The following is a 20,277-nucleotide window of genomic DNA, read 5'->3' as shown; positions in this document are numbered from 1 at the left end:
CTCACGCGTGGACATCTTGTTAACGGCGGAAGAGGGCACCTAACGTCATCCGGACCGCCGCACCGGTGGAGTCCTCCCGGTGGGAGTTCAAAGGTGAACGTGAGGTGTCCTCCATGCTGACCGTCCTCGGCTTCGCCATGATCGCGACCTTCCTGGTCCTGATCATGATGAAGAAGATGTCCCCGATCGCGGCACTCGTGCTGATCCCTGCCCTCTTCTGCGTGTTCGTGGGGCAGGGTGCCCAGCTCGGCGACTACGTCCTCGAAGGAGTCGGCAAACTCGCGCCCACCGCGGCGATGCTGATGTTCGCGATCGTCTACTTCGGGGTGATGATCGACGTCGGGCTCTTCGACCCGATCGTCCGGGGCATCCTGCGCTTCTGCAAAGCGGACCCGGTGCGGGTCGTGGTGGGTACGGCGGTGCTGGCCGCGATCGTCTCGCTCGACGGCGACGGCTCCACCACCTTCATGATCACCGTCTCCGCGATGTATCCGCTGTACAAGCGGCTCGGGATGAGCCTGGTCGTCATGACCGGCGTCGCCGCCACCGCCAACGGCGTCATGAACACCCTGCCCTGGGGCGGGCCCACCGCCCGCGCCGCCACCGCGCTGAAGCTGGACGCGGCCGACGTGTTCGTGCCGATGATCCCGGCCCTCGGCGCGGGCCTGCTCTTCGTCCTCCTCCTCGCGTACGTCCTCGGCCGCCGCGAGCGCAAGCGGATCGGATACCTGACCCTCGACGAGGCGCTCGTGGCGGAGGCGGAGCCGGAGACGGTGCTGGTGGCGGCCGGGGGCGGTGCGGGCGGTTCGTCGGCCGACGGCGGTGCAGGCACCCTCACGGCCGGCGGCGGGGCGGGCGACGCGCCCGGCGTGACCGCGGGTGACGGCTTCCAGGGGCTCGACCCGGACCGCCCGACGCTGCGGCCCCGCCTGTACTGGTTCAACGCCGGGCTCACGGCCGCCCTGCTGGCGTCGATGATCCTCGAGCTCCTGCCCATCCCGGTGCTGTTCCTCATCGGGGCCGCGCTGGCGCTCAGCGTCAACTACCCGAAGATGGCGGAGCAGAAGGCGCGGATCGCCGCGCACGCCGACAACGTCCTCAACGTCTCCGGCATGGTCTTCGCCGCGGCGGTCTTCACCGGCGTGCTCACCGGCACCGGCATGGTCGAGCACATGGCCGACTGGCTGGTCGGCGCCATTCCCGAGGGCATGGGCCCGCACATGGCCCTGGTCACGGGGGTGCTCAGCCTGCCGCTCACGTACTTCATGTCGAACGACGGCTTCTACTTCGGCGTACTGCCGGTCCTCGCGGAGGCGGGCGCGGCGCACGGTGTCCCGCCGCTGGAGATCGCCCGCGCCTCCCTGGTCGGCCAGGCCCTGCACATGTCGAGCCCGCTGGTACCCGCCGTGTACGTGCTGGTCGGCATGGCGAAGGTCGAGTTCGGCGACCACACGAAGTTCACGGTGAAGTGGGCCGCGCTGACCTCCCTCGTGGTCCTCGCCGCGGGGATCCTCTTCGGGATCATCTGAGCGCGTCCCCGGGAGCCGGCGGGGACGGGGCGGTGCCTCCGCCGGGCGGGTGAATGTCGGGGGGTGTCGCGGCGTTGCGACGACTCTCCGCGGTCACGTAATGACAGATAGTCAGATTATCGGTTGATTCATCCGACCGTCTTCATGACTGGAGGAACCCCCGCATGACCGCTCTGGCTGTCCGTCCCCTTCTGTCCACCGCCGCCGCGACACTCGCGCTCGGCGCCGTGGCCATGGCCGGTGCGCCCGCCGCCGTCGCGGCTCCCGGCGACAACGGCGACGTCAAGATCCACCACGCCGGGCGCCCCGACGAGCCCCCGCGCACCTCCGAGACCGACCAGCGCAACGAGCCCAAGGTCTGCACGTTCTACATCGCGGCCCTCGGCTTCGACGGGCTCCAGGCGCTCACGTACAACATCAAGCCGCACCCGCCGAAGAGCAGCGTCGTGGTGCCCCCCGGCTCCATCACCGTCGACTCCGACGGCAACGGCTTCACCCCGGACCTGGAGCTCGCCGACGGCATGTACAAGGTCGAGTGGACCTGGGTGGGCCAGCAGGGCGCCAAGAAGAGCAAGGTCTTCAAGGTCGACTGCGCCGGCTTCACCCACAACCCGCCGAACGGCGAGAACGGCGGCCACCACGGCAAGCCCCCGCACGGCCCCGTCGGGGCGGGCGGCGGCGGCAGCGCGCAGCTGGCCAGTGACGAGACCTCCGCCTTCGGTGTCGGGACGGCACTCGCCGCGGGTCTGGCCGGTACGGCCGGGCTCGTCCTCCTCCGTCTCCGTCGGTCGCGCCGCCGCACCGATGGCGCCGCGTAGGTCCCGCTACACGCGCAGGCAGCGGCGCCTCCTCCGGCTCGCCCGGACGGTGGTGGTGGCCCTGTCGCTGGTGGTCGGCGGCATCTGGTGGGCCCAGGACGGGGAACCGTCGGGCCCACCGATCGCGGCCGCCCCGGCCGCGCACGGGGCGGCAGCGGCCGCCGCCCCGGCCGTATCCGGGCACCACGCCGACCAGAAACCGAAGGCGCCCCCGGAGCCCGCGCCGCCACCGCGGCCGACGGCCGATCCGGAGCCCTCTGCCGATCCCAGGCCCAAGCCGAAGCCGAAGCCGGAGGCCAAGGCCAAGGCCAAACCCGAGGCGGAGGCCGGGCCGGCGTCGCCGCCCGCACCCCTGGCGCGTTCGCGCCCCACCGGTCTGGCGGTACCCGCCATCACCATCGAGGCGCCGGTCGTCGGACTGGGACTCGACGCCTCGGGGCGGCTCGCCACCCCGCCGGTCGACAACCCCCGCGTCGTCGGCTGGTACCGCAACGGCCCCTCGCCGGGCGAGCGCGGTACGGCGGTCGTCGTCGGCCACCGCGACACCCGCAGCGGGCCCGCCATCTTCCTCAACCTCAACGTGCTCAGCCCCGGCAACACCGTCCGCGTCGCCCGGGCCGACGGCCGTGTCGCCGTGTTCACGGTGGACAAGGTCCGTACGTACACGAAGGCCGGATTCCCGGACGAGGAGGTGTACGGCTCCAGGGGCCGCCCCGAGCTGCGACTCCTCACGTGCGGGGGCGCGTTCGATCCGAAGAAGGGGTACGAGTCGAACGTCGTCGTCTACGCCCACCTCACGGATGTCGACAAGAAGATCTGACTCCGTCACGCCGGAAGCCGGCGGGCCGTGCCACCCGGCGCGTGCCCGTCGGCTTCCGGCGCGCGCCCGCGCGTACCGACCGGCGGCCGGACGATCCCGCATGATCGGCTCGTCCGGTCTCCTCGAACCGTCACGACACAGGGACGTGCACATGGCCCGCCACCCGTTCACCACCACCCGTGACCGACTGGCCGCGTGCGCCGCCGGCCTGCTGCTCGTCACGGCCGCGCCCCCGCCTACGCCACGCTCGGCGAGGAGGCGACGACCACCGCGACGGCCACCGCCAGGACCGCCGCGACGGTGACGACGGCCACCGGGGCGACGACGGCGGACAAGGCGCCGCGCGCCGTCGCCGCCGCCGGGCCGAAGAGCCGTGGCAAGCCGTACGTGGAGACCCGGCTCCTCTTCGGCACGCGACGCCCCGACGGGGGAGCGGACGTGACCGACCGGCGGTTCACGGCCTTCGTCGACAAGGAGGTGACCCCCGCTTTCCCCGGCGGTCTGACGGTGCGGGAGGGCCGTGGACGGTGGCGGGACGGGAACGGCACCATCGAGCGGGAGCGTTCGTACGAGCTGATCCTGCTCTACCCGGCCGCCGAGGCTCCGGTCCGTGACCCGTGGATCGAGCGGATCAGGGACGCGGACGAGAGCCTCTTCGCGCAGGAGTCGGTGGCCCGGCTCGGCGAACCGACCCTCGCCGACTTCTGAGCGGCGGCGCGTGCCCGCCTTCCGGGGCGCGCCGGGCTCCGGCGCGCGCCTTTCGCCGTCGCGCGCCGGCCACTGAGACGCGGCGCACGGCGGAGGGCTCTGGCGCTGGAAAACTATCAGCGCTAGTTTGGTGCGGACGGCGAACCGGTCGGTAACGTGAGGAGACAGCGGATGAAGGCCCACGACGCGATGTACATCGGCGGGGAGTGGCGCCCCGCCTCCTCCACGGAGACGATCCCGGTGATCAACCCGGCGGACGAGCAGGTCATCGCCCACGTCCCCGCGGGGACCGCCGAGGACGTCGACGCGGCCGTACGCGCGGCCCGCGCGGCCTTCCCCGCCTGGGCCGCCACCCCGCCCGCCGAGCGCGCCGCCCGCCTCGGAGCCCTCCGCGACGCCCTGACGGCCCGCGCCGAGGACATCACCGCCACGGTCACGGCCGAGCTGGGCTCCCCGCCCAGGCTCGCCGCCGCCGTCCACACCGGACTGCCCATCGCCGTGGCGGGCTCGTACGCCGAGCTCGCGGCCACCCACCCCTTCGAGGAGAAGGTCGGCAACTCCACCGTCTACTCCGAGCCCGTGGGCGTCGTCGGCGCGATCACCCCGTGGAACTACCCGCTCCACCAGATCGTCGCCAAGGTCGCCCCCGCGCTCGCGGCCGGCTGCACCGTCGTCCTCAAGCCCGCCGAGGACACCCCGCTGACCGCCCAGCTCTTCGCCGAGGCCGTCCACGAGGCCGGTGTCCCGGCCGGCGTCTTCAACCTCGTCACCGGCCTCGGCCCGGTCGCCGGACAGGCGCTCGCCGAGCACGCGGACGTCGACCTCGTCTCCTTCACCGGTTCCACGGCCGTCGGCAAGCGGATCGGCGCCACGGCCGCCGGAGCGGTCAAGCGGGTCGCCCTGGAGCTCGGCGGGAAGTCGGCGAACGTGATCCTGCCCGGCGCCGACCTCGGCAAGGCGGTCTCCGCCGGCATCGCCAACGTCATGTCCAACTCGGGCCAGACGTGCAGCGCCTGGACCCGGATGCTGGTCCACACCGACCAGTACGACGAGGCCGTGGCCCTCGCCGCCGAGGCCGTCGCGAAGTACGTCCCCGGCGAGCGCGTCGGACCGCTCGTCAACGCCAAGCAGCAGCAGCGCGTCCGCGGCTACATCGAGAAGGGCGTCGAGGAAGGCGCCCGGATCGTCGCCGGCGGCCCCGAGGCCCCCAGGGAGACCGGCTACTACGTCTCCCCGACCGTCTTCGCCGACGTCACGCCCGAGATGACCATCGCGCAGGAGGAGATCTTCGGCCCCGTCGTCTCGATCCTCCGCTACGAGGACGAGGCAGACGCCCTCGCCATCGCCAACGGGACCGTCTACGGCCTCTCCGGTGCCGTCTGGGGCGAGCGGGAGGAAGCCGTCGCCTTCGCCCGGCGCATGGAGACCGGCCAGGTCGACATCAACGGCGGCCGCTTCAACCCGCTGGCGCCCTTCGGCGGCTACAAGCAGTCGGGCGTCGGACGCGAACTCGGCGCCCACGGCCTCTCCGAGTACCTCCAGACCAAGTCCCTCCAGTTCTGAGCCCCGAGGAGCCCTGAGCGTGAGCGTGATCCGCGCCGCCGTCCTGCCCGCCGTCGGCTCTCCCCTGGAGATCGTCGGCATCCGACTCCCCGAGCCCGGCCCCGGCCAGGTCCGCATCCGGCTGACCGCCGCCGGCGTCTGCCACTCCGACCTCTCCCTCACCAACGGCACCATGCGGCTGCCGGTCCCGGCCGTCCTCGGCCACGAGGGCGCCGGCACGGTCGTCTCCGTCGGCGAGGGCGTCGCCCATGTCGCCCCCGGCGACGCCGTCGTCCTCAACTGGGCGCCGTCCTGCGGCTCCTGCCACCCCTGCTCCCTGGGCGAGGTGTGGCTCTGCGTGGACGCCCTGAAGGGGGCCGAGAACATCCACGCCGTCACCGAGGACGGCACCGAACTCCACCCCGGCCTCAACGTCGCCGCTTTCGCCGAGGAGACCGTCGTCGCGGCGTCGTGCGTGCTGCCGGCCCCCGAGGGCGTCCCGCTCGCCGACGCGGCCCTCCTCGGCTGCGCCGTCCTCACCGGCTGGGGCGCGGTCCATCACTCCGCCCGGGTCCGGGACGGGGAGTCCGTCGTCGTCTTCGGCGTGGGAGGCGTGGGCCTCGCGGCCCTCCAGGCCGCTCGTGTCGCCGGCGCCTCGCCGATCATCGCGGTCGACGTGTCACCCGAGAAGGAGGCCCTGGCCCGGGCCGCCGGAGCCACCGAGTACGTCGTCGCCTCCGACACGACCCCCCGCGAGATCCGCAAGCTGACGGGCGGCCAGGGCGCCGACGTCGCCGTCGAATGCGTCGGCCGCGCCGTCACCATCCGTACCGCCTGGGAATCCACCCGGCGGGGCGGCCGCACCACGGTCGTCGGCATCGGCGGCAAGGACCAGAAGGTCACCTTCCACGCCCTGGAGATCTTCCACTGGGGGCGCACCCTGACCGGTTGCGTCTACGGCAACTCCGACCCGGTGAGGGACCTGCCGGTCCTCGCCGAGCACATCAGGGCCGGCCGTCTCGACCTGAGCACCCTGGTCACCGAGCGGATCACGCTCGACGGCATCCCGGGCGCCTTCGACAACATGCTCGCGGGCAAGGGCGGCCGGGCGCTGGTGATCTTCTAGCGCGTGCCGGGCGGCGCGGGGCGGGCGGGACTGTCGCAAGCCGCCCCAGTGGCCCGCTTTCACCCCGGTGCGCCCCGGCCCGGCCCCCGTACGCCGGGGGCCGGGCCGGGGCCGCGGCCGGGCCCTCTGCGGCGTCAGACCTTCTCCGGGGCCTCCGGGGCCGTGTCGGCGCTGCCGGCCGCCGGCACCGTCTTCGGCGCCTTCGGCCGGGACCGGGCCACCGCCACGCCCGCCAGGCACAGCACGCCGCCCGCGAGCGTCAGCAGCCCCGGCAGCTCACCGAGGAACACCCACGCCATCACCACGACCAGTGCCGGTACGGCGTACGTGGTCGCGCCCATCCGCCCCGCGGTCGTCCGGGCCAGGGCGTACGCCCAGGTCGTGAAGGCGAGCGCGGTGGGGAAGACACCGAGGTAGACCATGTTCAGGGTCGCCGGAAGCGGGGCGCGCCCCACCTCGTCGAGCAGCTGCGGGGCGAAGGGCACGCATCCCACCGCGCCCACCAGGCAGCCGAAGGTGGTGACCTGGAGGGCGCTTCCGTGCGCCAGCGCGGGCTTCTGGGCGACGACCCCGCCCGCGTACGCGATCGCCGCGAGCAGGCACAGCAGCACGCCGAGGACCGAGGCGTGCCCCTCGCCCGACATGGACAGGCCCACGGCCACCGCGCCCGCGAACGACACGGCCATGCCCGCGAGCAGCCGGGGCGGCAGCTTCTCGTGCAGGAAGCGGGCTCCGAGCAGGGCGATCAGGATCGGGCCGATGTTGACGACCATCGCGGCCGTGCCGGCGTCGACCTCCTGCTCGCCCCAGTTCAGCACCACCATGTAGACGCCGAACCAGAGCAGTCCGGAGATCAGGATCCCCGGCCAGGCCTGCCGGGACGGCAGCCCCTCACGCCGTATCAGCAGCACGCAGCCGAGGACGACGGCTCCGGCGAGCAGCCGCCCCAGCGCGAGCGCTCCGGGGGAGTAGGCGGCGCCGGCGCTGCGGATGGAGACGAAGGCCGAGGCCCACAGGACGACCGTGACGCCGGCGGCGGCGAGTGCGAGGCGGGAGGTGGTGGCGGGGGAGTTGGTCATGGGCCGACCGTAGGGCCTGGACGCTTCGGCGCTCACCGAATTCTCTCCGGCTCGATGCCGAGGGCGTCCCGGAGCGCCTCTTCCCCCGTGCCGGTGACCTTCACGGCGCGCTCCGACCCGATCCGTACGCACCAGCCGGTGTCGAGCGCGTGACGGCAGAGTGCCGCGCCGGCCACCCCCGCCAGATGCGGTCTCCGTTCGGTCCAGTCGAGACAGGCCCGTGCGACGGGCCGCCGCCCCGCCGGTTCCAGCGGGATGCCCAGCTCGCCGAACCACCGCAGGCCACGGTCGGTGAGCGCGAACCCCGTGTCCTGGCGCAGCAGGCCGCGATCGGTCATGGCGTCCGTGATCGTGATGCCGAGCCGCCCGGCGAGGTGGTCGTAGCAGGTCCGCCCCCGCGCCATCGCGCGTCCGGCGCTCGCGGCCCGCAGGGTGCGCGGCGGGTCCCGCCGCACGGGTTCGGCGCGGGCGGCCAGGTCCTCCACGAGGTGCGCGATGCCGGAGTCGGCCAGGCGGACGTAGCGGTGCCTGCCCTGCCGCTCCTCGGCGAGGACGCCGCCCGCGACGAGCTTCCCGAGGTGCTCACTTGCGGTGGACGCCGCCACCCCGGCGTGCCGCGCCAGCTCCCCGGCCGTCCAGGCCCGCCCGTCCAGCAGGGCGAGCAGGAAAGCCGCGCGGGTCTCGTCGGCGAGGAGAGCCGCGAGGGCGGCGAGGTCTTTGGCGGCCATGGCACCAGGGTGCCGCACCCACGTTTCGGTGCCGGCCGAACGTTCCCCGAGCCCGCCCCCGCCGGCGGACCGGCACCGCGGGCCGGTGGTCGCCGTCCGCGGACCGGTGGTCGCCGTCCGCGGACCGGCCCGGGCGACGGTCCCCCGGGGCCCCGCCCACCACCGGGTGCGGACCGCTTCCGCGTCCCCCGTCCCGGCCCGCGCTACGCCCCGCTCGTCGTCTCCTGCTTGGCCCACGCTCCCCGTACGCCCGCCGCGTACTGCAGCGACAGTCCGTCGAGCAGCGCCCGGAGTCCCGTGTCGAACGCGCCCTCGTCGACCTTCTGCCGGTGCTCCGCGAGCAGGTGGGCCTGGCCGAGGTGGGGGTAGTCCGCCGGGTCGTAGGCCGTCTCGTCGTCGACGAAGCCGCGGGCGAAGGAGCCCAGTGCCGAGCCCGTGACGAAGTAGCGCATCAGGGCGCCGATGTAGGTCGCCTGGGCCGGTGGCCAGCCGGCCCGGACCATCGCGCCGAAGACGGCGTCCGCCACGCGCAGGCCCGCCGGACGGCGGCCGGGACCCTGGGCCAGGACCGGGACGATGTTCGGGTGGTCGGCGAGCGCGGCGCGGTAGGAGGCGGCCCACGCCTGCAGCGCCGTACGCCAGTCGCGTCCGTCGTCCTCGTCGAACATCGACAGGTCGACTTTCGCGCTGACCGCGTCCGCGACGGCGTCGAGGATCTCGTCCTTCGTGCGGAAGTGGTTGTAGAGCGACGGTCCGCTCACGCCCAGCTGGGCCGCGAGCCGCCGTGTGGAGAGGGCCGCGAGCCCCTCCGCGTCCACGAGAGCGCTCGCCGTCTCGACGATCCGGTCTCTGCTCAGGAGGGGCTTGCGCGGTCGGGCCATGGCGCACATAGTAGGCGTGCCGACAAAAACTAGCAGTGGTAATTAAAACCGAGTGGGGTGGCACCGTGAATCTGGAGCTGAGCGAGGAGCAGGAAGCCGTACGGCAGCTCGCCGAGGACTTCGTCGCGCGCGAGGTCACCCCGCACGCCGTGGAGTGGGACCGTGCGGAGAACGTCGACAAGTCGATCGTGAAGAAGCTCGGGGCGCTCGGCTTCCTCGGTCTCACCGTCCCCGAGGAGTACGGCGGCTCGGGCGGTGACCACCTTGCCTACTGCCTGGTCACCGAGGAGCTCGGGCGCGGCGACTCGTCCGTGCGCGGGATCGTCTCCGTCTCGCTCGGCCTCGTGGCGAAGACCATCGCCGCCTGGGGCAGCGAGGAGCAGAAGAGGCGGTGGCTGCCCCGGCTCACCGCCGGCGACGCCGTCGGCTGCTTCGGTCTGACCGAGCCCGGCACGGGCTCCGACGCCGGCTCCCTCGCCACCAGGGCCGTCCGCGAGGGGGACTCGTACGTCCTCGACGGCTCCAAGATGTTCATCACCAACGGCACCTGGGCCGACGTCGTGCTTCTCTTCGCCCGGACCAACGACACCCCCGGCCACAAGGGCGTCTCCGCCTTCCTGGTCCCCACGGACACCCCCGGCCTCACGCGCCGCACCATTCACGGCAAGCTCGGCCTGCGCGGCCAGGCGACGGCCGAACTGGTCCTGGAGGGCGTCCGGGTCCCCGCCGACGCGATGATGGGGCCGGAGGGCAAGGGCTTCGCCATCGCCATGTCCGCCCTCGCCAAGGGGCGCATGTCGGTCGCCGCCGGCTGCGTCGGCATCGCGCAGGCCGCGCTCGACGCCGCCGTGCGCTACGCGGGGGAGCGTGAGCAGTTCGGCAAGTCCATCGCCTCCTATCAGCTGGTGCAGGAGCTGATCAGCGACATCGCCGTCGACGTGGACGCCGCGCGGCTACTGACCTGGCGCGTCGCGGATCTGATCGACCGGGGCCAGGACTTCGCCACCGCCGCGTCGAAGGCCAAGCTGTACGCCTCCGAGGCCGCCGTCCGGGCGGCGAACAACGCCCTGCAGGTCTTCGGCGGCTACGGCTACATCGACGAGTACCCGGTCGGGAAGCTCCTGCGCGACGCCCGCGTCATGACCCTGTACGAGGGCACCAGCCAGATCCAGAAGCTGATCATCGGCCGGGCGCTCACCGGTGTCTCGGCGTTCTGAGTACTCGCCTGAGTATCCGGGCGGATGTGGGGCCCGCCACATCCGCCCGATGCTGTCCCCATGAGCGACACACCGGTCAAGCAGCAGAACACGGCGGCCTACTACCTGCAGGCCGTCCTCTCCTTCGGGCTCGCCCTCGCGGCCGTCGGCATCGGCATCTTCCAGCTGGACGCCGACGCCTGGGTGCGGGCCTTCCTCGCCATCGCGGTCCTCTACCTCACCACGTCCGCCTTCACGCTCGCCAAGGTCGTCCGCGACCGCCAGGAGGCCGGGCAGATCGTCAGCCGGGTCGACCAGGCGCGGCTCGAGAAGCTCCTCGCCGAGCACGACCCCTTCCAGAAGCTCTGAGGCCCGCGGCTCTAAGCGCTTGCTCAGCTTCGTTGTATGGTGTTCGTCCTGACGGCTGGAGAAGGGGCGAACGATGAGCGCGGCGGACGCGACGGAGGAGACGCCCGGCGGCGAGGACGTGCCGTGGGGCGAGGTCACGCCCGAAGCGGCCAGGCGGCTGCTGGTGGCGGCCGTCGAGGCGTTCGCCGAGCGCGGCTACCACGCCACCACGACCCGTGACATCGCCGGCCGGGCCGGAATGAGCCCGGCCGCGCTCTACATCCACTACAAGACCAAGGAAGAGCTGCTCCACCGGATCAGCCGCATCGGCCACGACAAGGCCCTGGAGATCCTCCGGGTCGCGGCGGACGGCGACGGCACGGCGGGTGAGCGGCTCGCCGACGCCGTACGGTCCTTCGTGCGCTGGCACGCCGAGCGGCACACCACCGCGCGCGTCGTGCAGTACGAACTCGACGCGCTCGCTCCCGAGCACCGCACCGAGATCGTCGCCCTGCGCCGCGAGTCCGACGCGGCCGTGCGCCGGATCATCGACGAGGGCGTGGCGGCCGGGGAGTTCGACGTCCCCGACGTCGCGGGCGCCACCGTCGCGGTGCTCTCGCTGTGCATCGACGTCTCGCGCTGGTTCAACGTCCAGGGCCGCAGGACGCCGGACGAGGTCGGCGCGCTCTACGCCGACCTCGTGCTGCGGATGGTCGGCGCTCAGAAGTAGTAGCGGGAGACCGACTCGGCGACGCAGACCGGCTTGTCGCCGCCCTCGCGCTCGATCGTCACCGTCGCGGTCACCTGTACGCCGCCCCCGGCCTCCTCGACCTTCGTCAGCACCGCGCCGGCGCGCAGCCGCGAGCCGACCGGGACGGGGGCGGGGAAGCGGACCTTCTCCGTGCCGTAGTTGATGCCCATCTTCATGCCCTCGACGCGCATGATCTGCGGGACGAGCGCCGGCAGCAGCGAGAGCGTCAGATAGCCGTGCGCGATGGTCGTGCCGAACGGGCCGGCCGCGGCCCGCTCCGGGTCCACGTGGATCCACTGGTGGTCACCGGTCGCGTCGGCGAACAGGTCGATCCGCTTCTGCTCGATCTCCAGCCACTCGCTGTGGCCCAGCTGCTCGCCGACGGCGGCGCGGAGCTCCTCCGCGGAGGTGAAGATCCTCGGCTCTGCCATGTTTCCTCGTCCCTTCTCGTACCCATGTCTAAGCGCTTGCTCAGCATGTGGGGGTGGGCGGGCTCCTGTCAACGGACGAACGGGACCCACCAGTAGGGTTCGAGGGGTGCCACAGATTCCGGAGAAGATCCACGAGCTCACCGTCGGTCAGCTGGCCGCGCGCAGCGGGGCCGCCGTTTCCGCCCTGCACTTCTACGAGTCCAAGGGACTGATCACCAGCCGTCGTACCAGCGGCAACCAGCGCCGGTACGGCCGCGACACCCTGCGCCGGGTCGCCTTCATCCGGGCGGCGCAGCGCGTCGGCATCCCGCTGGCGACGGTCAGGACCGCGCTCGCCGCCCTGCCCGAGGAGCGCACGCCCACCCACGAGGACTGGGCGCGCCTTTCGGCGGCCTGGCGCACGGAACTCGACGAGCGGATCACCCAGCTCGGCCGGCTGCGGGACCATCTGAGCGACTGCATCGGCTGCGGGTGCCTGTCGCTGGAGACCTGCGTGCTGTCCAACCCCGACGACGTCTTCGGCCGCCGCATGACGGGCTCGCGCCTGATGGCCGAGCGCCGGCCGGCGGCGGACGAGTAGCGGGCGAAGCCGACGGGACAGGGGCGGACGGCGGGCCGCGAGGGACGGGAAAGGGGCCCGCCACCCCCGTGGGCGGGCCCCTGGTCTCACGCCCGGGTCCAGCGCGTTCCCCCTACTCGAACTCGGTGCCGCCCTTGCGCGTCAGATACGCCGGGCTGACCGCCTTGGCGATGGCGCGGCCGCCCGTGACGGGGCTGTACCGCTCGGTCGCCGGGCGGATCACGACGCCCTCGCGCAGGTGCAGCCCGCGCCCCGAGACCGTCTCCCGGCCGCTCGCCAGTCCGAGCACCGTGTCGAGGTCGTAGGGCCCTTCGAACAGCTTCGGCACCAGGGGCAGTTCGCCCGGCTCCAGGACGGCGGCCGGGTCCAGCCACCGCACCTGGCCGTCGATCTCGGCCGAGACGTCGAAGACCGCGTAACCGACGCCCGGGGTACGGGCGTCGGCGCCGTAGCCGAGGTCCTGCACCCCGGAGCCGTAGACCTCGCCGAACAGCCCCACCCGTCTCGCGCCCAGCCGTTCGGCCAGACGTGCGGCGACGGCGGGGACGTCGTGGCCGAGGACCGCCCGCCAGTACAGGTTGCGCGGGTCCTCCGTCAGGGCCAGGCCCTTGGCGCCGAACCCCTTGGAGGAGACCCGGACCCGGCCGTCCTCGGCGGTGTAGGTCGTCAGGCAGGCCGTGCCGTGCAGCTTCTCGGTCAGCACCACCGGCTCGCCGGGCTCGAAGATCCCCGGATAGCGCTGCAGGTTCTCGATGTCGACCCAGGGCAGCAGATCGGGCGCGGACTCCACGTCCCCGCTCATCGTCGGCGGGATCGGCGGCACCCACTTCGTGATCCCGAGCACCTCGGCGAAGTCGGTCCCCTCGGCGGCCGCCCGTTCCAGGTCCACGTCCGCGAGCGCCCTGGGCCGGCACACGAGACCCTGCGACAACTCGCCGCGCAGCCTCACCGCCTTGACCCGGTCCGACGCCTTCCCCGAGAGCCGTCCGGTCAGCCCCAGCTCCTCGACGAGCGCGGCGGGGAGCACGGCCTGTTCCGGGATGTAGATCGCGGCATCGCCACTGCGGTACGCGCCCTTGGCGACGACGGCCCGGTAGAGGCCCACCTGGGCCAGTTCGAGGGCGTCGGCGTTGGGATGGGCGTGGACGGTCAGCAGTTCGGCGGTGACGCGCAGCGTCGACATCTCAGTTCTCCGGTCGCTCAGGTGGTGTGGTCATCACCGGTCACTGTGCCGGTGCCGAATTCCCCTGGGCGAACCGTTTTCAGCTCTGCTAGCGTGCCCGATCCGTCACGACGCGGTCCTCGGCGGCCCGGCGTCGCCCCCGCGCGCGCCGGCCGTCCGGCAGCACGCGAGGACACGACCTAGGCCACGGAGGCCAGCTGGGGCAAGGACTCACCGCGTGCCCGTGCCAGCGCCCGGGAGGTGAGGACCGCCCGCGGGACGACCACTCCGCACTCCCCGCACACCGGGCCGAACCACGGCTCGTCGTCCAGGTCGGGCCGCCACTCGATCCGCTGTCCGGCGCACACCGGGCACCGCTCGCCCGGATCCGACTCCAGCGCCGTGATCAGCCGGCGCAGCACCTCGGCCAGCGGCTCCGACGGGTGGACCGCCGGATCGTCGCAGCGCGCCACGCCGTTGCCACCCCAGGTCCGCCGGTGCCAGTCGTCGAGCGCGCCGGGCCGGCGCAGCCCGTCGTGCTTCTCCCGCCGCCGACGGTCGGCGAACTCCCGCTCGTACGCGAGCCATACCGCCCGCGCCTCCTCCAACTCCTCGAGCGCGGCCACCAGCCGCCCCGGATCGAGCTCCCGGTCCTCGGGGCCGAACCTGTGCCGACGGCACAGATGGTCCCAGGTCGCGCGGTGCCCGTAAGGGGCGAACCTCTCCAGGCACTTGCGCAGGGAGTACCTCCGCAGGGCCGTGTCGCACCCCGGATCGCGTACCTGTCTCGCAAGACTCCGGAAACCGGCCATCGCTCCGCACCTCCGTCGCTCGTACTTCGGCGTCAAGGACGTTATGGGATGGACGAACGAGTGCCCCGTCCTGTTCCATCCAAAATTCGACGGGGCCCATACGAGACACCCGGCGGCCTTCCGGAGGGCCGCCCACGGCGCCCTGTCCGACATGGGTCCGGAGCGGTCGCACCGCGGCCGGGTGCCGTGCGCGGTCACCGGGTACGCGGCCCAGGTGCGCAGGTCGACCCCCGTATCGCGGCCAACGGGGGCGTGCGGGGGCAGCGGCGATCCCGCCGCCTCCGACGGGGCCCGTCCCCCGTACGAATGGCGTGATTTCGCCCCGTCGGACGCGCATGACCGCAGCGGAAGGGCATGCGGCGCCGCCGGGCCCGAGCCCGCGCGGAGTGGTCGGCCCCCGCCCGTCTCCGCCGTCGGGTCGACCCCGGCCGGGCTACCGCCCGATGCGCGCCCCCAGCGCCACCAGCCGGGCCAGTTCCGGGTGGCAGATGTCGCTGTGCTCCCCGACCACCTGCGCCGCGTCCACGCTGACGCACCCCGACTCCGGCAGCGAGCCGTCCAGCGCCGACGCCAGGGTCAGGGCGACCGTTCCCCGCACCGCCTGGATGCCGTCGTGGCCGACCGCCCACCAGCGCTTGTCGCCGCCCAGGAGCGACGCGGCGTCCCGGGCCAGCCGGGAGGCCAGCGGATAGATCACCCGGAGGGCCGTGTCATGGCGGGAGTAGCAGGCGATCACCGGCCCGTCGACGCGCCGCTGGAGGTCGCGCAGCGCACCGCCGCGGCCCGGCTCGTGCGGGAGGCTCGCGGCGAACGCGTAATGGGAGAAGGCGCCCTGGAGGAGCGTCACCGACTTCACGTTGTCCGCCCCGGCCGGCAGCCCGCGCAGGGCGAACGCGACGAGCCGCGCACCCATGCTGTGCCCGACGAGATGGATCCGCAGCCCGGGGGAGGAGCGTGCGAGCCCGCCGATCAGGGGGCCGAGCCCGCGCTCGCCGACCGTGCCGGCCCGGCGCTTCATCGTGTAGTACGTGGCCTGGCGCAGCGCCTCCCTCGCCCCCTTCCAGTACCGCCCGAAGCCGCCCCCGAAGGCCCCCTCGCGCGGTGCGGGCACGCCTCCCGGCCCGGCCGCCTCCTCCAGGGCGTCGGCGAACATCGCGCAGACGGCGACCGGGTCGCCCAGCAGGAAGTCCGGCACGTCCGACCCGTCCGGCGCCGTCGAGAGGTGCCGAGCCGCGGCTCCTGTCCCGGTCAACTCCCGCAACAGCTCGCCGAACTCGGTGAAGGCGGCCTCGTCCTCCGGCTGTGCCCGGAGCAGCACACCGAGCCGCTCCACCGCCGCCTCCTTGCCGGGGTGCGCCGCCGCCACGGCCTCGAAGTCGGGGACCGGCTCGTCCGTGAACATGACGGAGGGCCAGACCACCCCCGCGTACACCACCCGCGCCCCCGGCCGCAGCACGCCGGGGAAGGGAGCGAAGAAGGCCTCGAACAGCCGGGCGGCCACGGAGGGGGAGTTGTTCCACCCGTGGGCGAACACCACGAGATCCGTGGCCCCCCGGGAGGCCAGGTCCGCGAGGGCCTCGCGCTGCCCGGCCGCGCCGTCGCCGTCCTTGTCGAAGGTGATCTTCCGATAGGGCTCCACCGTCGCTCCGGCCATGGCCTGCCCCGTCCCTCCGCGTCGAGGTGCGCTGCTCCAGGGGCATTGTGCCCATGCGGAGGGACGGCCAGACGTCCGGCGCGGGCGCGCCGCCGGAACCTCACGGCAGGGGACTCCACGGCAGGGACCTCACGGCAGACAGGAGCATGCCGGACGACGGCACCCAGGTGTCGTGCGCCCCCGTCAGCGGTAGAGCAGGTACTCCTTCCGTACGGCACGGAAGGCCGCCAGGTCCGCGGCCCACGCCCCCACGACCTCGTCCGTGTCCGCGCCCGCGTCGATCAGCGTCCGCACCCGGGTCGACCCCGTCAGCTTGTCGATCCAGTGGTCGGGCCGCCAGGCGAAGCCGCTCCACGACCGCTTGGCGCTGACGAGCAGTCCGATCCCGGCGCGCACGGGGTCGAACGCGGCCGGGTCGTGCACCTGGACCTGCACCCCGCCGACCGTCCTGCCCTGGAACTTGGAGAAGGTGGGAGCGAAGTACGCCTCGCGGAACCGCACCCCCGGAAGCTCCAGCGCGTTGGCCGCCTCCGCCCACCGCCGGTCGATCCCCTCGGCGCCCAGCAGTTCGAACGGACGGGTGGTGCCCCGCCCCTCGGAGAGGTTGGTGCCCTCGAAGAGGCACGTGCCGGAGTAGACGAGCGCGGTCTCGGGCGTCGGCATGTTGGGGCTGGGCGGCACCCAGGGCAGCCCGGTCGACCCGAAGAACTCCGTGCGCCGCCACCCGGACATCCCGACGGTCTCCAGCTCCACCGGCGTCGTCAGGAACTCCCCGTTGAACAGGCGGGCCAGCTCGGCCACCGTCATGCCGTGCGCCTGCGCGATGGGCTCACGGCCCACGAAGGTCGCGAAGGCCCGGTCGAGCACGGGGCCGAGCGCCGCACGCCCCGTGACCGGGTTCGGCCGGTCCAGGACCACGAACCGCTTGCGGGCCAGCGCCGCCGCCACCATGCAGTCGTAGAGCGTCCAGATGTAGGTGTAGAAGCGCGCGCCCACGTCCTGGATGTCGAAGACGACAGTGTCCACGCCGGAGGCGGTGAAGACGTCGGCGAGCGGCTGCCCGCTCTTCAGATACGTGTCGTAGACGGGCAGCCCGGTCGCCGGGTCGTCGTGCCGGCCCTCGGAGCCGCCCGCCTGCGCCGTCCCCCGGAAGCCGTGCTCGGGGCCGAAGACGGCCCGCAGGTCCACCCGGTCGTCGGCGTGCATCACGTCGACGATGTGCCGGACGTCGGAGGTGATCCCCGTCGGGTTGGTGACGACCCCGACCCGTTGGCCGTCGAGGAGCCCGTACCCGTCGGCGGCCAGCCGCTCGAAGCCGGTACGGACCCTTCGGCGGCCGCTGTCGGCGCGCGAGGGCGCGGCGGACGCGGCGGACGCGGCGGGCGCGGCGACCGCGCCCGCCCCCAGCGCGCCCCCGGCGGCCAGCAGACCCCGTCTGGACAGGCTCATACGGAAACCTCCTTGATCGCCTTTCCTGACATGGCCACGCACGCTAGCGCGCACACCGGTCCCGGGGAACGAGGCGTGCGGAGGAGAGCGGCGCGACCGCCCGCCGAAAGGGGCTTCCCCCGCAACATACCGACTGGTTAGTCTGCTGGCATTGTCGTCACGGAGAGGCGGGTCCCGATGAGTACGGTTCAGGGCGCTGGAGTGGTCGTCACGGGTGCGGGAGGCGGCATCGGGGCCGCCCTCGCCCGCCGGTTCGCCGCCGAGGGCGCGCGAGTCGTCGTCAACGACCTGGACCCCGGCCGCACCAAGGCCGTCGCCGAGGAGATCGGTGCCACGGCCGTGACCGGGGACGCCTCCGCGATCGTCGAGGAGGCCCGCGACGTCCTCGGCGGCACCGTCGACGTGTGGTGCGCCAACGCCGGGCTCGCCTCGCCCGGCGACGCCTTCGCCGACGAAGCCGTATGGGCCGCCGCCTGGGACGTCAACGTCATGGCCCACGTCCGCGCGGCCCGGGCCCTGCTCCCCGACTGGCTGGAGCGCGGCAGCGGCCGGTTCGTCTCGACCGTCTCCGCCGCCGGCCTGCTGACCATGGTCGGCGCCGCTCCCTACAGCGTCTCCAAGCACGGCGCCTACGCCTTCGCCGAGTGGCTCTCCCTCACCTACCGCCACCGCGGCCTCCACGTCCACGCCATCTGCCCGCAGGGCGTGCGTACGGACATGCTCACGGCCGCCGGATCGGCCGGGGAGCTCGTGCTCGCGCCCACCGCGATCGAGCCCGAGGACGTCGCCGACGCCCTCCTCGACGCCATGGAGGCCGACCGCTTCCTCGTCCTGCCGCACCCCGAGGTCGCCGAGTACTACCGGGCCCGTGCCACCGACCCCGAGCGCTGGCTGGGGAACATGAACCACCTCCAGCGCAAGTGGGAAGGGGCGCGCGCGTGACCGGCGACGACCTCATCGAAGGGCAGCCGGCCCCCGCGGGCTCCGGCACCACCTCGCCGTACGCCGCCATGCCGTGGCTGTCCCAGCTCAGCGAGGCCCAGCGGGCGCCGATGTCCCCGCCGCCCACGGTGCTGCACGCCTTCCGGGCCACCGCCGTCCGCACCCCCGACCACCCGGCCCTGGCCTACTTCGACGGGCGCCTGACGTACCGCGAGACCGACACCCTCTCCGACTCCGTGGCGGGCCATCTCGCCGCCCACGGCGTCGAGCGGGGCGACCGGGTCGCGATCATGCTCCAGAACAGCCCCCACTTCGTGCTCGCCCTGCTCGGAGCCTGGAAGGCCGGCGCGACCGTCGTCCCGATCAACCCGATGTACAAGGCGGGTGAGGTCGCCCACGCGCTGCGGGACTCCGGCGCCATCGCCCTCGTCTGCGCCGACCGCGCCTGGGTGGGCCACCTGCGGGACACCGCCGCCGACTCCCCGGTACGGATCACCCTCACCGCCTGCGAGCGCGACCTCCAGACCCGCGACGACCCGCGCGTCCTCGGCTTCGACCGGGTGCCCACCGAGACGGACGACCTGCTGGCCGTGGCCCGCGCCGGGCACACCGCTCCCCGCGACCGCGACCTCGACGGCGACGACGTCGCCCTGATCAGCTACACCTCCGGCACGAGCGGCACCCCCAAGGGCGCGCTCAACCTGCACCGGGGCGTGATCTACAACGCCGAGCGCCAGCGCACCGGCCACCCCGTCCCCCCGGGAGCGGGCTACTTCGCGCTCGCCCCGCTGTTCCACATCACCGGGCTCGTCTGCGAACTCGCCGCCTGCTTCGCCAACAGCGGCACCCTCGTCCTCGCCTACCGCTTCGAAGCCGGGGCCGTCCTCGACGCCTTCCTGGAGCACCGCCCCGCCTACACCGTGGGCCCCTCCACCGCCTTCATGGCGCTCGCCGCCCACCCCGGCGCCACCCCCGACCACTTCTCCTCCTTCCTGGTCATCTCCTCGGGGGGAGCACCCCTGCCGCCCGCCCTCGTGGAGAAGTTCCGCGCGGGATTCGGCCCGTACATCCGCAACGGCTACGGCCTCACCGAGTGCACGGCGCCCTGCGCCGCCGTACCACCGGAGAAGGAGGCGCCCGTGGACCCCGCCTCGGGGACCCTCTCGGTCGGCGTCCCCGGACCCGACACGCTCGTGCGCGTCCTCGACGAGACCGGCGCCGAGGTGCCCCTGGGCGAACAGGGCGAGATCGCCGTCAGCGGCCCCCAGGTCGTCCCCGGCTACTGGGGCCTGCCGGAGGCGACCGCCGCCACCTTCCCCGGCGGCGAGCTGCGCACCGGCGACATCGGCTTCATGGACGCGGACGGCTGGCTGTACGTCGTCGACCGCAAGAAGGACATGATCAACGCCTCCGGCTTCAAGGTCTGGCCGCGCGAGGTCGAGGACGTCCTCTACACCCACCCCGCCGTCCGCGAGGCGGCCGTCGTGGGACTCCCCGACCCCTACCGCGGGGAGACGGTCAAGGCGTACGTCAGCCTGCGCCCGGGCGCGAGCGCCGACCCCGCCGAACTGTCCGCCTACTGCGAGCAGCGGCTCGCCGCGTACAAGTACCCGCGCGAGGTCGAGATCCTGACGGAGCTGCCCAAGACGACAAGTGGGAAGATCCTCAGGCGGGAACTGCGTTCCCCGAAATGACGACGAGCACGAGCGAAAGGCGGCGGC

General features: G+C 73.3%; 20 protein-coding genes. 12 read left to right on the top strand and 8 right to left on the bottom strand.

Going from position 1 to position 20,277, the window contains the following annotated elements; translation table 11 throughout:
* Positions 1–113 precede the first annotated feature (113 nt).
* The 6 genes from AB0K65_RS22590 (at position 114) to AB0K65_RS22565 (ending at position 6,543) form a co-directional block, all read left to right on the top strand.
* Positions 114–1,529 carry a CitMHS family transporter gene (locus AB0K65_RS22590; protein ID WP_365719281.1) on the top strand — a complete coding sequence of 472 codons (1,416 nt, stop codon included), beginning with the start codon at positions 114–116 and terminating at the stop codon, positions 1,527–1,529.
* 164 nt (positions 1,530–1,693) lie between these two features.
* On the top strand, positions 1,694–2,347 hold the full coding sequence (locus AB0K65_RS22585) for a hypothetical protein (protein WP_365719217.1): 654 nt from the start codon (positions 1,694–1,696) through the stop codon (positions 2,345–2,347).
* Entirely contained in the window at positions 2,334–3,167 is an 834-nt protein-coding gene (locus AB0K65_RS22580; RefSeq protein WP_365719215.1) for a class F sortase, read from the top strand. Before AB0K65_RS22585 ends, AB0K65_RS22580 begins: the two co-directional genes overlap by 14 nt.
* Positions 3,168–3,467: 300 nt before the next feature.
* A complete protein-coding gene (locus AB0K65_RS22575) occupies positions 3,468–3,875 on the top strand; it encodes a DUF3574 domain-containing protein (protein WP_365719279.1) in 408 nt (135 codons plus the stop codon).
* Between the two features lie 171 nt (positions 3,876–4,046).
* The gene (locus tag AB0K65_RS22570; RefSeq protein WP_365719213.1) at positions 4,047–5,438 is read left to right on the top strand and encodes an aldehyde dehydrogenase family protein; all 1,392 of its coding nucleotides are present in this window, start codon (positions 4,047–4,049) and stop codon (positions 5,436–5,438) included.
* 25 nt (positions 5,439–5,463) lie between these two features.
* Positions 5,464–6,543 (top strand): zinc-binding dehydrogenase, encoded by a 1,080-nt coding sequence (locus tag AB0K65_RS22565; protein ID WP_365719277.1) that lies wholly within the window; start codon positions 5,464–5,466, stop codon positions 6,541–6,543.
* Positions 6,544–6,677: 134 nt separating this feature from the next.
* On the opposite strand, the gene AB0K65_RS22560 is transcribed toward AB0K65_RS22565, so the two are convergent.
* From AB0K65_RS22560 to AB0K65_RS22550, 3 genes are all read right to left on the bottom strand, one after another.
* Positions 6,678–7,622 (bottom strand): DMT family transporter, encoded by a 945-nt coding sequence (locus AB0K65_RS22560; RefSeq protein WP_365719211.1) that lies wholly within the window; start codon positions 7,620–7,622, stop codon positions 6,678–6,680.
* 32 nt (positions 7,623–7,654) lie between these two features.
* A complete protein-coding gene (locus AB0K65_RS22555) occupies positions 7,655–8,350 on the bottom strand; it encodes a winged helix-turn-helix domain-containing protein (RefSeq protein WP_365719209.1) in 696 nt (231 codons plus the stop codon).
* Between the two features lie 203 nt (positions 8,351–8,553).
* Complete coding sequence (locus tag AB0K65_RS22550; RefSeq protein WP_365719207.1) at positions 8,554–9,231, bottom strand: TetR/AcrR family transcriptional regulator; 678 nt, start codon at positions 9,229–9,231, stop codon at positions 8,554–8,556.
* A 65-nt stretch (positions 9,232–9,296) separates the two neighbouring features.
* Here AB0K65_RS22550 and AB0K65_RS22545 point away from each other — a divergent pair, with 65 nt between their 5' ends.
* From AB0K65_RS22545 to AB0K65_RS22535, 3 genes are all read left to right on the top strand, one after another.
* Positions 9,297–10,448: an acyl-CoA dehydrogenase family protein gene (locus AB0K65_RS22545; protein ID WP_365719205.1), complete on the top strand. Its 1,152-nt coding sequence runs from the start codon at positions 9,297–9,299 to the stop codon at positions 10,446–10,448.
* Positions 10,449–10,508: 60 nt separating this feature from the next.
* Positions 10,509–10,796, top strand: a complete 288-nt coding sequence (locus AB0K65_RS22540; protein WP_365719203.1) for a YiaA/YiaB family inner membrane protein — start codon at positions 10,509–10,511, stop codon at positions 10,794–10,796.
* Between the two features lie 73 nt (positions 10,797–10,869).
* On the top strand, positions 10,870–11,505 hold the full coding sequence (locus tag AB0K65_RS22535) for a TetR/AcrR family transcriptional regulator (RefSeq protein ID WP_365719201.1): 636 nt from the start codon (positions 10,870–10,872) through the stop codon (positions 11,503–11,505).
* On the opposite strand, the gene AB0K65_RS22530 is transcribed toward AB0K65_RS22535, so the two are convergent.
* A complete protein-coding gene (locus AB0K65_RS22530; RefSeq protein WP_365719199.1) occupies positions 11,496–11,957 on the bottom strand; it encodes a MaoC family dehydratase in 462 nt (153 codons plus the stop codon). The two genes, AB0K65_RS22535 and AB0K65_RS22530, sit on opposite strands and share 10 nt — an antisense overlap.
* Positions 11,958–12,063: 106 nt before the next feature.
* On the opposite strand from AB0K65_RS22530, the gene soxR reads away from it, so the two are divergent.
* Complete coding sequence (gene soxR / locus AB0K65_RS22525; protein ID WP_365719197.1) at positions 12,064–12,537, top strand: redox-sensitive transcriptional activator SoxR; 474 nt, start codon at positions 12,064–12,066, stop codon at positions 12,535–12,537.
* Between the two features lie 112 nt (positions 12,538–12,649).
* Here the strand turns inward: soxR and AB0K65_RS22520 are convergent, their stop codons facing one another.
* The 4 genes from AB0K65_RS22520 to AB0K65_RS22505 form a co-directional block, all read right to left on the bottom strand.
* Positions 12,650–13,720: an RNA ligase (ATP) gene (locus AB0K65_RS22520; RefSeq protein ID WP_365719195.1), complete on the bottom strand. Its 1,071-nt coding sequence runs from the start codon at positions 13,718–13,720 to the stop codon at positions 12,650–12,652.
* A gap of 179 nt (positions 13,721–13,899) precedes the next feature.
* Positions 13,900–14,511, bottom strand: coding sequence for a hypothetical protein (locus AB0K65_RS22515; RefSeq protein ID WP_365719193.1), 612 nt, complete (start codon positions 14,509–14,511; stop codon positions 13,900–13,902).
* Positions 14,512–14,944: 433 nt separating this feature from the next.
* Complete coding sequence (locus AB0K65_RS22510; protein WP_365719191.1) at positions 14,945–16,165, bottom strand: serine-threonine protein kinase; 1,221 nt, start codon at positions 16,163–16,165, stop codon at positions 14,945–14,947.
* 183 nt (positions 16,166–16,348) lie between these two features.
* Entirely contained in the window at positions 16,349–17,614 is a 1,266-nt protein-coding gene (locus AB0K65_RS22505; protein WP_365719189.1) for a DUF1343 domain-containing protein, read from the bottom strand.
* A 177-nt stretch (positions 17,615–17,791) separates the two neighbouring features.
* On the opposite strand from AB0K65_RS22505, the gene AB0K65_RS22500 reads away from it, so the two are divergent.
* Both AB0K65_RS22500 and AB0K65_RS22495 read left to right on the top strand, forming a co-directional pair.
* Positions 17,792–18,556 carry an SDR family oxidoreductase gene (locus AB0K65_RS22500; RefSeq protein WP_365719187.1) on the top strand — a complete coding sequence of 255 codons (765 nt, stop codon included), beginning with the start codon at positions 17,792–17,794 and terminating at the stop codon, positions 18,554–18,556.
* A gap of 68 nt (positions 18,557–18,624) precedes the next feature.
* Positions 18,625–20,250, top strand: a complete 1,626-nt coding sequence (locus tag AB0K65_RS22495) for an AMP-binding protein (RefSeq protein ID WP_365719275.1) — start codon at positions 18,625–18,627, stop codon at positions 20,248–20,250.
* Positions 20,251–20,277: the final 27 nt, after the last annotated feature.

Source organism: Streptomyces sp. NPDC053755 (assembly GCF_040677675.1).
In the GTDB taxonomy this organism is placed as follows: Bacteria; Actinomycetota; Actinomycetes; order Streptomycetales; family Streptomycetaceae; genus Streptomyces.
The sequence above is the reverse complement of the archived record's forward strand: the minus strand, read 5'-3'. Positions and strand labels throughout refer to the sequence as shown.